Source organism: Paenibacillus sp. B46(2026), assembly GCF_056786355.1.
The window spans coordinates 5,720,525-5,734,526 of the sequence record NZ_CM165907.1 but is presented as its reverse complement, the minus strand read 5'-3'; the positions used below and the strand labels follow the sequence as shown (position 1 = coordinate 5,734,526).

At 46.6% G+C, this 14,002-nt stretch carries 9 protein-coding genes and 1 riboswitch; of the genes, 5 read left to right on the top strand and 4 right to left on the bottom strand.

The features are described from left to right. The first annotated feature begins 18 nt into the window (after positions 1-18). From AC1S8V_RS25500 to AC1S8V_RS25485, 4 genes are all read left to right on the top strand, one after another. Entirely contained in the window at positions 19-2,412 is a 2,394-nt protein-coding gene (locus tag AC1S8V_RS25500) for an S-layer homology domain-containing protein (RefSeq protein ID WP_482071260.1), read from the top strand. A gap of 207 nt (positions 2,413-2,619) precedes the next feature. Beyond that, positions 2,620-3,747 (top strand): transglutaminase domain-containing protein, encoded by a 1,128-nt coding sequence (locus AC1S8V_RS25495; protein WP_482071259.1) that lies wholly within the window; start codon positions 2,620-2,622, stop codon positions 3,745-3,747. Positions 3,748-3,912: 165 nt separating this feature from the next. Continuing rightward, positions 3,913-5,295: a collagen binding domain-containing protein gene (locus tag AC1S8V_RS25490; protein ID WP_482071258.1), complete on the top strand. Its 1,383-nt coding sequence runs from the start codon at positions 3,913-3,915 to the stop codon at positions 5,293-5,295. Next, positions 5,276-8,419, top strand: coding sequence for a SpaA isopeptide-forming pilin-related protein (locus AC1S8V_RS25485; protein WP_482071257.1), 3,144 nt, complete (start codon positions 5,276-5,278; stop codon positions 8,417-8,419). Before AC1S8V_RS25490 ends, AC1S8V_RS25485 begins: the two co-directional genes overlap by 20 nt. A gap of 132 nt (positions 8,420-8,551) precedes the next feature. On the opposite strand, the gene AC1S8V_RS25480 is transcribed toward AC1S8V_RS25485, so the two are convergent. The 3 genes from AC1S8V_RS25480 to AC1S8V_RS25470 all read right to left on the bottom strand — a co-directional run bounded on the left by AC1S8V_RS25480 (position 8,552) and on the right by AC1S8V_RS25470 (position 12,583). Next, a complete protein-coding gene (locus AC1S8V_RS25480; RefSeq protein ID WP_482071256.1) occupies positions 8,552-9,193 on the bottom strand; it encodes a class D sortase in 642 nt (213 codons plus the stop codon). Between the two features lie 287 nt (positions 9,194-9,480). Next, positions 9,481-10,962, bottom strand: a complete 1,482-nt coding sequence (locus AC1S8V_RS25475) for an amino acid permease (protein ID WP_482071255.1) — start codon at positions 10,960-10,962, stop codon at positions 9,481-9,483. Between the two features lie 117 nt (positions 10,963-11,079). Further along, a riboswitch (Lysine riboswitch) is annotated at positions 11,080-11,293 on the bottom strand. Between the two features lie 147 nt (positions 11,294-11,440). Beyond that, positions 11,441-12,583: a virulence factor gene (locus tag AC1S8V_RS25470; RefSeq protein WP_482071254.1), complete on the bottom strand. Its 1,143-nt coding sequence runs from the start codon at positions 12,581-12,583 to the stop codon at positions 11,441-11,443. Positions 12,584-12,825: 242 nt separating this feature from the next. Between AC1S8V_RS25470 and AC1S8V_RS25465 the strand changes: the two genes are divergently transcribed. Continuing rightward, complete coding sequence (locus tag AC1S8V_RS25465) at positions 12,826-13,242, top strand: hypothetical protein (protein ID WP_482071253.1); 417 nt, start codon at positions 12,826-12,828, stop codon at positions 13,240-13,242. 47 nt (positions 13,243-13,289) lie between these two features. Here AC1S8V_RS25465 and AC1S8V_RS25460 read toward each other — a convergent pair whose 3' ends face one another. Next, complete coding sequence (locus AC1S8V_RS25460; protein WP_482071252.1) at positions 13,290-13,988, bottom strand: response regulator transcription factor; 699 nt, start codon at positions 13,986-13,988, stop codon at positions 13,290-13,292. Between the last annotated feature and the right edge of the window lie 14 nt (positions 13,989-14,002).

Here is a 14,002-nt window from a genome sequence, read left to right as displayed (position 1 = left end):
GAAGGGAGAGGTCCAGATTTGAGTTTGAATTGGAAGTTTAATGTACGTTTCAAAATGTTCACAGCGAAAGCTGCAACGGCAGCGATGGCAACACTGTTACTTGCTTCGCAAACACCAGGTTTTGCAGGCAGCGCATCAGCCGCGCAAGCAGAACAGTTGACCGAAGCGACAACGGGGGAAAATGAACAACTAGACGCAACGAGCAATGACGTGCCCGAGGGAGCGAAAATCTCATCCAGGCAAGCCAGTGAAAATATACTGAAGCTATTTCCTTTGTTAAAGAAAGCAATGATTTCATCTGCACGATTCGATTCACCTAATTCTTATCCACCGCCAGACTACAAGGCATGGGAGATCGGGTTCCAGATCACGCAAGGCAATCATACGTCAGGATTCAGTGCAACCGTACATGCAGGCACAGGGGAAGTGTTAAGTGTACATTTGCCGTCGGATGTCATGGATAAGCATGTCTCGGCATCGGAAGTTAAGCTAACCAAAGCTGAAGCCGAAGAGAAGGCCGTGGCCCTGTTGTACCAAGCGATTCCAGGTCTGAAAGATACAGAGTATGCTCCGCTTGGAAATCTGTATTCTTCCATCGAACAACAGTCATTATTTGGCAGAACAGAGTATCGATACGGTTACCAGTTGAAGCATGACGGGTTATTATCTGACGCAGAGACAGTCTACATCAATGTGGATGAAAGTGGTTTGGTGACAGGTTACTCACGAGGTACTACCTCAGCTAAGTATCCTTCATCGAAACCGGCAGCTTCGGAAGAGAAGGCGAGACAGCAGTTTGAAGAACAGTTCGATGTGGAGCTGGCTTATATCTCCAAAGATCGTCTGTTTTCCAAACAAGGCCAGCAGTATTACCTTGGCTACACACCAAAGAATATTAGTATCGTTCCGATTGAAGCCAATACGTTGGAACGGATTAATACATTAACCGGTAAAGCTGTGGATGAAGATTCTTTAGAGCAGGATACGAAGCTGAAAGGCGATGTAACTCCTTTTGTCCCGGCCAATGGTACGAGGTTAAATGTACAGCAGGCCGCCAATCGGGTGGCTACGAACTTTGATATTCCTAAGGGCTACAAGCTGGAGCACAGCCAGTTAAGCAAGGGATTATATGCAAGTCCGAACAATCAGGTATGGAGTCTGAGCTGGAGCGATCGAAGTGCCAATATGTCCTATATGTTCATGCGGGATATCTCAGCTCAGGTGGATGCAGTTACTGGACAGATCTACAGCTATACAATGATGCAACGAATGGGACCAGAGATGGAGCAGGAGAAGCCAGCTAAAGAGAAGGAAGGCAAATGGGTAACCCGCAAGCAGGCTGAGAAACTGGCGATGGACACGGTCATTGCGCTAGTTCCAGATGCAACGGAGCAGTTCCGCCTATCTAACGTTATTGAGGTAGATGATGCGCGTACCTTTATGTTCCAGCGTTATCTGAACGGAATTCCGGTTAAGGATGACACGGCACAAGTACAGGTGCTGAACAACGGAACGGTTAACGAATTCTATACGCGTATTGCCGCGACGCCTGAACAACTGCCAGCAGAGAAAGAACCAGCCATCAGTTACGAAGAGGCAAAGGCAATTTATCTGAAAGAGTTCAAGCTGGTTCTGGCGTATTCCCGTTACGGTGGATGGGGTATGAACAGCGGTGAAGTCGTCCCGGTGGGAGTTAACCTAGCTTATATGCCTACACGAGATGAGAATTTGATCTACGGCAACTATGAAGTGCTGGATGCTAACACAGGCGAGTGGACGTTGTTATACGGGGACACAGGCTCTGCAGTCAAGGCTGAACCTACGGATATCTCTGGTCATGTGGCGGAAGCAGCTCTTCGTAATATGACACAACATGGCGTGTTGCTTGCGGATGAGCAGGGACGTGTATTCCCGGATCGTGTGATCACACGAGGTGACTGGTTTAACTATTTGGCAAGAGCAATTAATCCAAATATGGATATGTACTATAGTGGGGACGGGGATGACAAGCTGTATGCCGACGTTACACCTGATAGCCCGTATTATAAGGCGATCAAGGTTCTAATCGATCAGCGCTGGCTTGCCGGAGCGGACCCTGAACAGAATCTGAATCCGCAAGAAGAGATGACCCGTGAAGAATTGGCTGTGCTGCTCGTACGTATATTACGCTATGAGAAGCTTGCCGGATTCTACACGTTGCCATCGGACCTTCCCAACATTGCGGATGCCAGTGCCATTACGAGTAAGGGTGCTGTTTCCCTGAGTTTGAAGCTGGGATTGCTTCCTTCGATTGAAGGAAGATTCATGCCTGCACGCAAAGTGACGGTAGCCGAAGCGTCACAGGTATTGGAACGGCTAGCGAAGCTTCAAGGGAAGACAGATACATTTATGAGTGGTAATCGTCTGTATTAAACGAGGAATCGCGCATATCATGCCCGTGTGAATCATAGGATGAGGATAACGGGTAATCGTGATTCATTGAACTGAAGATCTGAGGGACCTTCCATAGAAGGTCTCTTTTGATTTAATTTTCACAAAAATTATATAGAAGAATGACGACAGAGCCTTTTGTGATACAATAGGGCGTGAGAACTTTGCAAAGAGGGGTGGGTTCCTTTCATGGGCAAGAACGGGAAACGTATTATCACCATATTGCTGGCAGGCTGCCTGATTGCTGTAGCGTTGCCACGCACAGTTGATCTGGATCAGCTGTATGCCGCATCGGGAACATCAGATATCTCCACGACTACGGATCTGCGCCAGACCTTGCTTACGGCAATGTCACAGCGAACGGAGGAACTTGTTTTTACATACAAAGGCAATGTGAAAGGCCTCAAAAAACAATTGCAAACCTCCATCGATGAGGCAATGAAGAGTGACCCCTATATTCAATATACCGTTAAAAGCTATGCATTTAATTATAAAGGTTCCAATGTGTCAGCCGAGGTACATGTAACTCTCTCCTACCGGGAGACCAAGGAACAGACCGATTATGTGAATCGTAAAGTAACGAACGTGCTGAAAGAAATCATCAAACCAGGCATGACGGATCATGAGAAGGTCAAGGTCATCCATGATTGGATTGTGCTTAACCTTTCTTACGACACCTCTTTGAAGAAATATACGGCCTACGACGGGCTTGTTACAGGCAGTACCGTCTGTCAGGGATATTCACTGCTGGCATATCGGATGCTGGAGCGAGTAGGTATCGATAATCGGATTGTGGAAGGTACAGCGGGTGGGCAGCTTCATGCCTGGAATATCGTGAACCTGGACGGCAAGTGGTATCACATGGATACGACTTGGGATGACCCTACTCCTGACCGCAAAGGTAAGGTAAGTCATAGCTATTATCTGCTGAGCGATGATGAGATGGAACGTGACCATGTCTGGACAGGCAAAAGCAAGTATCCAGCTGCGCCAACTCCTTATCGGGAAGCTTTACTGAAGCTGGTGAAGGCCGGAGATAGCAAAAAGGCTGCGTATCAGAAGCTGTACCACGCTCTCGACTATTCCCTGTATGATGAACAGGATGCCGTTAAAGGCCATGCTGCGCTGAAGACCAAGGTTCAGAGTAAGCTGAAGGAAGGCGGAACCTCGCTCACATTCAGGTACAAGGGTACTGAGGCTGGGCTGATTGAAGATTTGCAGGATTTGTACCAGCTTGGCATGAAATCGATATCCTACTATGTGTCCAAAATGGAAGGTACCACGGATCTGCGTGTCAAAATTAACTGGACGTTATAATAATCGTTTTGAACAGGATGCTCCGCTTGAGGAGTGTCCTTTTTTGCGTTCAATTTTATCTTCAATAACGAGGATTTGAGAATTGTCTATTTTTTTGTATATTTGGATTTGTTATCCTATTCTTCGGCGTACGCACACATTACGCAAGAGGAGGATATGCAAAAAATGAGGAAAAAAGTGAGCATAGTGATCATTGCACTGTTGCTGGTCACGCAAATGATGCAGGGTTGGATACTTACACCAACGATGTACGCTCAGGATGAAATGACTAACCTGCCAGCCAGTGCAATGAGCGATACAGCGTCAGAAGAAGGTTCCGCAGATTTGGGAGATCTGGACAACGTTGACGTTGCTGCCAATCCGGAAGAAGAGGAGGATGCCAGTACTCCAGAAGATCAGGAGGAAATTGCGATGCGTTTGCTTAGTGCATCCGCAGGCCCGGTGATTACAGAGCATTTGATTACAAGTGTTGAAATGTACAATCAGGCCCCTCAAGACAATGGGGATGGTACGATTGAAATCAAAGGCGATAAGATCAAGGATATTCGTCCACGTATTCAGGATGAGGTGGCTGTAGTCTTTACATGGGGACTCGCAGATGACACGCACAACTACAGCGATGGTTCCACGTACACCTTCAACTTGCCGGATAAATTCATCATTGGATCACAGCTTAAGGGCAATCTGGATGGCGGTGTTGGGGAGTATGTGGTCAATCCAGATGGCACAATCATCTTTACTTTTAATGAACTGATCGAGCAAGCGAAGCTGGAAGGCAACTTCTACGTGTGGATCAAGTTCGATGAGAGCAAGATGGAAGATGGCTTGAAACAACAGATAGACTTTAGTTCCGCAGGGCAGGGCATCATTGATGTGCATTTTGCCAACACAGCCATAGATAAGTTGAAGAAATCGGGAAGCGCGAACAAAAATAACTTCAACTCGGATGAAATTAAATGGACCGTAGATTTTAACCAAGGCGAGAAAGCTATGAAAAATGCTGTTCTTACAGATACGTTGCCAACAAACCTGGAACTCAAGGGCAATATTGAAATTCACGAATTGGAAGTGCAATTGAATGGATCTGTAAAAGAAGGTCTAGTAGTTCAAACGGAACCACAGTTTCCAATTGTATTGGGAGACACAGACAAGGCCTATCGTGTAACCTATACGACGAGTGTTAAAGCACCAACCACTGCTCCGTTCACCAACGTGGAGTATCAAAATCAGGTTGCGCTTACTACAGACCAGAACGAACATAACGAAACGGATATTGGCCGAGTTCGTGTGAGTTTTAATGAGCCTTTGAACAAGTCAGGGCAAGATAGTGCGTATGATCCCGTGACACAGACGATCACATGGAAAGTACAATATAACTATAATCAGCAAGAAATCATGCAGACGAACGCATGGATTGAAGACCGCTTTGATACAGCGAAACAGAAACTGATCAACAATTCCGTCAAAGTGTACCAAGTGGATATTAATGCGAGCGGAGCGGCTTCGAACAGAACATTGATTAATCCGAATGAATACAGGGTTCGATGACGGCTTCAGATTACATTTTAAGAACGATATTACAAAGGCCTATGAGATCGAATATGACACACAATCCATTGCCCGAGTCTACACGAATGATACCATTACGAACACAGTGAACATGTATGATGGTACTTCAAAAACAGGCCGAAGAGACATTCAGGAAGTCATTTTTGCAAAGAGTGTAAACAGTGAAAACTTCAACACAAAAGAAATTGAATGGCAGATGGTCTTGAACCGTGATTTGCAGGACATGACGGATATCGTCATCACCGATCATTACGAAGGCAGACATATGAAACTGATTCCGGGCAGTCTTCAAGTGAGTGGTGTTAACAAGGACGACTTCGAACTGATTCCAGACCCGGCTGATCCAACGTATGAAAAAGGATTCTCACTTCGCTTGAAGGACGGCGTCACGCTCAGTACGGAGCATGTTATTAGCTATACGACAAGCTTTGATCCGACAGCAGGTATGCCAACGGATGATGAATATCGTAACTCGGCTAAGATCGAATGGGAAGAGTCTGATGTAAAACAGACTGAGATTACAAAATCTGCTGCGGTCAAACCGCAGGACTACACGATTCAAAATGGTAACAAGAAGGGTGAATATAGCGCCAAAGATAAAACGATCACCTGGACAATTGATGTAAACTACAATTTGTTTGATATTCAGGATGCAATCCTCAAGGATGCCTACACCGGCAACCAATCTTTCGTAGACGGTTCATTGAAGGTTCATGAGTTAGAATTACAGGGAGCCAATAATGTTACTGCTGTAGGTAGCGAAGTACCACTCACACCTGGTCAATTCCAGCTGAACCCGGACGGTAAAGGTTTTGCATTGGATCTGGGTAACATGGGCAAAATGGCTTATCGTATTCAGTACCAAACAAGTCTGGATGGACCATATTCCGTTGTAGGCACATATGCCAACGAGGCTGTTCTGACGGACGGTGAGGGCGGTGCAATACGATTTAATAGATCAGCCAGTGTTACACCTGCTCACGGTGGTGTATACGTGCGCAAAACAGGGAAGCAAGAAGGTACATCGGATAAAGCATCATGGACGGTAAATATCAATCCAAGTCAATCTTATATTCCTGCGGGTACTCAACTAACAGATACCCTGTCGGAGAACCAAATTTTATTGGCTGATTCATTGAAATTATATACAACCAATTTACCTGCCAACAATTCAGGCAATATATCCACCAAAGCTGGACTTGTTGATCCGGCTGATTATGAATTGGATGTGGAGGGCAATACATTTACCTTCACCTTCAAGAAAGATATCCATACGGCATTCATTTTGGAATATCAGTCTTATATTAATGCCGATCATGGCGCCCGAATTGAGAATAAGGTTGAATTTGCAGGCCAATCTTCCTCCGTAGTCGGTGAAGGTAATCAGTCGGGAATCAAAGTTTCCTTGGCTGGAGCCGGTGGAGGAGCCTCCACAGGTCTGGGCAAGATCAGAATTCACAAAGTTAGTGATACAGGACTACCGCTGGAGGGTGCAATATTTGCAATCTATAATGCGTCTGGAACTACACTTCTGGAAACATTGAAACCGACGGACGAGAATGGAGTGGTTGAAAGCTCCAGAAACTATCGATTGAACAATCTGACCAATGGCTTGCCTTACAAATTGAAAGAATTATCTGCCCCGGCAGGATACTTGGTTGATCCGGAGTATGGCTCTGCTTCAGGCAAAACGATTGAATTCAAGGATGCAGATATTGCCTTTGAGATTGAAAATAAAAAGATTCGTCAAGGCTTTGAATTAACCAAGGTAGATGTTGTGGACTCATCTCAGACACTCCAGGGAGCAACTTTCGAATTGTACTACAAGGACGGCGCAAACCGAGAGAAAATCGATGAGTTAACGACAGGGGAAGATGGGAAGATCGCCAAAGGTGGGCTTTTGCCAGGGGATTATGAGCTGGTAGAAGTCGTGGCACCTGAGTTTTATCAATTGGATGCTACACCAATTCCGTTCACCATTGTAGAGAATCAGACGGAGATTATTACATTGACGAAGTCTAATGCAATGGGTACGGGTGGTAAACTTGTCGTTACCAAAGTAAATGCCAAGGATCAGTCTGTATTAAGCGGAATTGAATTCGAACTGCGTGATCCTTCTCACACGGTTATTGATACTAAACTAACGGACCTGAACGGTGTCATTGAATTTGACGGGTTGGCTTATGGTTCCTATACATTGGTAGAGACCAAGGCAGAAGGCTTTGTTATTGAACAGCCTGAGACGCCTGTATCCATTACCAAACCTGAAATCCGATTGACCATTGAAAATAAAGAAAATGATCGTTCCGTGAAACTGATTAAGTTCAACGCAAGCAGAACCCAACAATTGCAGGGAGCTGTATTTGAATTACGTGCTCAAACTGCATTGATGGACGCAAATGGGAATTGGGTGTTCCATAAGGTAACAGGTCTAGATGAAGCGACATTGACCACCAATCAACAAGGTGAAATTGTACTTGAAGACTTGGATATCAACAAATATCAGTTGGTTGAGATAAAAGCACCTAGTGGATATATCTTAGACCCAACCCCAGTATCATTTGAAATTACGAATACACAAACCGAAGTCGTAATTGTGGAAAAAACAAATCAGGCTATGCCGGTATCAGGTGGATCGAGTGGACCTTACAATCCGGGAACACCTACTACGGGTGTAACACCAGATCCGGGTAAACCAGTAACACCGGAACCTGGAACACCAGAACCGTCTATCCCAGGCACTGTTGTTACTGAACCTACTGAACCTGAAGACGAAACCGAAATTCCAACAGGTGAAGATAACGGGCTAACGCCTCCGTCACCTGGCGTTTCGAACGGTGATGACACTGCACCTCCAGTTGGGGATACAGATACGACGGATGGGGATAGCGCACTGGCTCCTCCTGCTGGAACGGACACAGATGGATCACAGGGCAATGAAAATTCTCCATCACAGCAGACCGGAAACTCTGTATCACAGGGAATGCTGCCGAAGACAGGCGAAGAGAGCACACTGGCTTTCACTGTCGCAGGTATGATGCTGATGGCATTAGGTAGTGCGGGATACATGTACTTCCGACGCAGACAACTGCTTCAGCGCTAGATCGCAGCACGTAAAGCAGGAACAGATCATATTATTCAGATAAAAATACCCTCTAGCATTCACAACGGAGACCCAGGGTCACCGTGTGAATATACTAGAGGGTATTTTATTTCAGCTGCACCTCAGGAAAGATTAAAATCCGGCAACCTCTGGATTCACTTCAATAGCTCTTACAATTAACCGATGTGTTGGATTGATGAGTGGATCACAGGTAATCAAGGTGAGGACCTGTCCAAGTCCCGGGTCTTCCAGCACAGACAAGTCATTCGGCTCCACAACGGAGATCTGATCTACCCTGTATTGGATAATCGTTTGATCTGCCAAGGTGACTTGCATCGTATCCCCAATCTGGAGTTCTCCCAGGCGATTGAACAGTCGTCCTTTTTTGTGGGCGCGATGAGCGGCTATGGCGGCATTACCTTTGTTCCCGATCCTAGTGGTTTCGACAAGATGGGTTGCGGCTACCTTCATGTTGTCTTCCGTTGCTCCCTCCAAAATGGGCAGGCGGACATCGATCTTGTCAATCGACAGAACTCCCAGAGTATCTGAATTGGCTTCTTGCACTGCACTTGTACTATTCGTAGTCGGCTCGTTAGAAGCTGCATCCTGTATGCCTTGTTCAAAGGAGTGATTAAGTTTAGACAAGCCATTTTGCAACTGCTCCAGCTCGTTCATCACACGGGTTTGCTGCCAGTCATAATACGTTTCCCGCAGGAAAGGAAAACTGACGACCAGAATTCCCAGTAGAATGAGCAGGATAGAGATTTTTTTCATTATGCTTCAACTCCCGTTGTCCAAGAAAAATCATGTACCTTTCTATTTTACGTATGAATCTATACAAAATATGGACAGGAACGAAAGGACATACAGGAATGTTCAGGTTGATAGCCGATTCCAAACAAATATCTCCGTATCGCTACAGTAGGAAAACTGCAACGCCACGGGGATGTTTTATGATATGGAGTCAGATCGTATCAGCTGTATAAGTTGAACCAATCATTTACATGAGAACGTAGAGGACTAGTTCTGTCATAGAAGTGGCATGTGTAAATATTGCCTCGTTATTGCTTATCCGCTGGTGAATCCGTAGGTGTGAAATCACATTCCTGCAGCGGCACCACTTTGGTCTTCTTGATCCATTTGTAACCCAGCCACAGCACCAGGAACAGCGGTACGCTCAGGTAAGCGACGATGGCTCCGCTCCAGTCGATCTGGTCACCCGTGAATGCCTGATAGTTCTGTCCGATGATTACGATAATACACAGGACAAAGGCGAAAATTGGACCAAACGGGAACCAACGTGCACGATAAGGCAGCTCACTCAGATCTCTGCCTTGTGCAACGTAAGCACGACGGAAGCGATAATGACTTATGGCGATTCCAAGCCAAGTGATGAAACCACACATGCCGGATGCATTCAGCAACCAGGTATACACAATACCATCCCCGAACAGGGAGGCAAGGAATGCCAGCATACCAACAGCCGTCGTGAGCAAAAGTGCATTCATTGGAATGCCTTTTTTATTCAGCTTGCCCAGGAAACGAGGAGCTTTACCATCTCGGGCAAGGGCATAGAGAACCCGACTTGAAGCATACATGCCTGAGTTACCGGCAGAGAGTACGGAGGTTAGAATAACGGCATTCATCACGGAAGCCGCAATGGCGAGTCCAGCTTTCTCAAACACCAGTGTAAACGGGCTGACACCGATATTTTCCAAATCGCCTTTGAGCAGATTCGGATGGGTATACGGAATGATCAGACTGATCACGGTAATCGCCAAAATGTAGAAAATCAGAATGCGCCAGAATACCTGACGAATTGCACGAGGTACGTTTTCACGCGGATTTTCGCTCTCACCAGCAGCTACCCCGATAAGCTCTGTACCCTGGAATGAGAATCCCGCAGCCATGAACACGCCAAGCACTGCGAAGAATCCGCCATGGATGGGTGCATCACCTATGGTGAAGTTACTGAAGCCAACTGCTTCTCCACCCATAATACCGAAGATCATGAGCACACCAACGGCCAGGAAAATAATAACGGTAGCTACTTTGATAATGGCGAACCAGTACTCGGACTCTCCGTAGCCTTTGACGGACAGGACATTCAAGGCAAAGATCAGCACGAGGAATAACAAGCTCCATAACATGGATGAACTGTCGGGGAACCAGTATTTAATGAGTACAGTAGCGGCAGCAAGCTCTGCTGCAATGGTCACCGCCCAGTTGTACCAGAAGTTCCAGCCCATGGCGAACCCAAGGGCTGGATCGACAAATCGTGCGGCATACGTATTAAATGAACCGGAGTCCGGCATAAAGGTAGCAAGCTCACCAAGGCTGGTCATCAGGAAATAGACCATGATGCCGACAGCCGCATAGGCAATTAAAGCTCCACCAGGGCCTGCGGTTGAGATGGCGGTACCACTTGCGAGGAACAGCCCGGTACCAATGGAGCCACCGAGGGCGATCATCGTCATATGGCGTGCGCGTAATCCTTTTTTCAGGGAAGGTCCAGTCGTTGTTGGGTTACTGCGGTCTTGCATGGAAACACTCCTTCATTCGATATACTGATGTTTGCGATACCTGAATTCATAAACAAAACGACCACAGGCATCAGCCTGCGGTCTTTAATATTTCAATGTCCGCACCATGTCCCAGATGATTAAGATAGCTCAACACAGAAGAATTCATACCCTTTTATAAAGGAAATACTTCCGTGACAGTTCTGCGCCTTTCGACAGCAGCCCCAGCCCACCGGACCGTATAAGGAACGTCCAGTGAGCTTCGGCGGGTACACCTTTCGGCTGATTTCATAAGCGGCTCCTTAGCGCCTCCTTCAGCGTACTGATCGCACCCGCGACCTCTACCTCACCATTAATGGATGAGGTGTATCTATTGTCTATGAAATTATGAACAACACAACTTAACACCGTGTGTCCTGTTTAGTAAACAGACAATCAGTATAACGCGCATGGTTTTCCAGTGCAATAACAATTGTTGGATGTGAGGTCTGAGGGACGACTATTCCTCTTTCTTGTTACGGCCAGCCATCTGCTGCCATACCGTTCCAGCAGCCTGTTCGCCCGATTCGATCCGCTCCAGAGCCATTTTGGCCTGTAGGCTGACTTCAAATTCGGGATCATCGGCTGCAACTCGCAAGGCTTGTTCTGCTTCTTCTGTTCCGACCTCATATAGAAAACGTGCTGCACGCCAGCGTACAAGTTTACTTTTATCGGATAACGTTGCTGTCATGGCTGGAGTGGCGGCAGGATCACCGATATCAGACAAGGTATCCCCGGCCGTACGGCGTACCGCAGGAGAACTGTCCTGGAGCGCTTCATACAGCAGTTCCATCGCTTCCGGTGTACGAATGTCACCCAGGTATACCACGGCCAAGCGGCGAATCTGCATTTTGTTGTCATGCAGGGCATGGGCTACGAGGGGCAGTCTTTCTGCCGTAGGTTCCATGCCGTCAAACGCTGCATAGCGAACATTCCAATCGTCACTCCGCAGAGCCTCTTCAAGTTCGGCTCCATCCAATTCGCGACGGCGCTCAACGAACTCTTCTGATTTGGTGCCATGTTCAATGGCCTGTTGGATGAGCTGCTCCAGTCGTTCCGGTGGGTAAGCGGCTTCGAGTTCCTGTTCGACTTCCCGTGCGATGTCCGGTAATTCGCCATATCGAACGCCATAATCACTCAGTTTGCGTTCTTTGATCATCGTTGCACTGGCGACTTCTGTCACGGCTTTGACAAAGCGGTCCGACAACGAGATTCGTTCTTCCTTGACCCCGGCCTTGACCCTGATTTGCATGGGTACGCCTCGGAAGAACTGAACGAATACCTGTGCTTCTCCGAAGTGCTCGCCTGAGCTATCTTCGGAGTCAATCCAGTCCAGATCGATGCCTTGCTGTCCAAGGCGATTTTGGACTTCACCCAGAATGACGGACCAGTCTGCATTTCCTTTGCGATCAAGCGCCACAAAGTCTGTTGTGTGGAATACGCTCTTTACGCCAGGAATATGAAGCATCTGGCGAATGAACGCCGGAGCGGATCGTTCGTTGTCCAGCGTATATGTTCTGCGAATCCCGTCCTCCAGACGCTCATCGAGATGCAACATCATCGTATTTGGACTTGGCGTGGGTTCAATGGAAATTATATTCATTGGTGTAACCTCCTAAGATACCAGTTTCATCTCTAACTTCCCGTAAATTAAATCACACGGGTATTTCTCTATTTTACATCAATGTGTGGAATCTGCGAAATCATCCAGAAAAGACCTAGTCGTGACTGACACAGTATGTGAAGAAGTACGAAAATTGTTAACACTTCTTTCATGTTCACGCACAAACATTTTTAAACGAGAATTGACACAATAAGAGGAAGAATCAACAGGAGGTCATACCTATGGAACCTATTACCGTTCTCTCGGATGGAAAACGTCGTATTGCATATGAGAATATTATTCAATTGTTCAGGAATTGGATTGCCGATGCACCATCCGGTTCTGTGATCGAAACGCACCGGGGAAGTTGGGAAAACTCCCGTTACTGTATTGTTGATTATCAGATTGCCGAAGAAGCGGTGTCAGCAGCCAATGCCATTCGGGCTTTTATGCCGCAGATTCCGTTACTGGTCATTACGGATTTCAAATCGCTGATTCGGAAGCGACACCTGCAACTGATTACAGGTACAGGTGAGATGAAGATGATTCTCTGGAACGAGCAAGAACCGGATCAGCTGATCATAGACATGGAGCAGTGGCTGCATTCCTCTGTATATGAATCACAAATAGCCAGACCCCCTCTCTTATCCATGAGATAAGAGAGGGATATGGCCAAAGGTTTTTAACTTTAATGATTACGATCGAATTAGATCACATATTTATAGCCTGTTCCCCACACCGTTTTGATATAACGTGGGTTCTTGGGGTCAGGCTCAATTTTTTTACGCAGGCTTGAGATATGAACATCAATCGTTCGATCCAGGTAGGCGCGCTCTGAACCTTTGATCCGATCCATCAGCTCATTGCGGGTGAACACTTTGCCCGGATTCCGGTATAATTCCTTCATAATTTCAAACTCAATATGAGTGACCTCGATCTCAACGCCGTCCACAAACAGGGTTCTTCTGTACTCGTTAACATTCACATGTCCAGTAACCTCTGCCTGTTTGTCTTCTTTAGCTGGCTTATCCTGATAGGAAATGATAGATCTGCGCAGCAGGGCTTTAATTCTGGCGTCCAGCTCTTTGAGGCTGAATGGCTTGCACAGAAAGTCATCCGCACCATTATGTAAAGCACGAAGTCGATCATTCAGCATCGTGCTTGCTGAGATCATTAGAATCGGCACAGTGGAGTGCTGGCGAAAGGCCTCTACAAGATCGTTCCCATCCGTTTCAGGAAGCATGAGGTCTGTTACAACAATGTCTGGCTGGAATTGTGGGAACAGTTGAAGTGCCTCGCGGGCATGATGAACCCGTTCCGTGATGTATCCTTCCTCCTCAAGAAAGAAAGCAATCATGTCAGCCAGATTTTTCTCATCTTCTATAAGAAGTACTTTGATCGTCATAGGGTCACACTCCT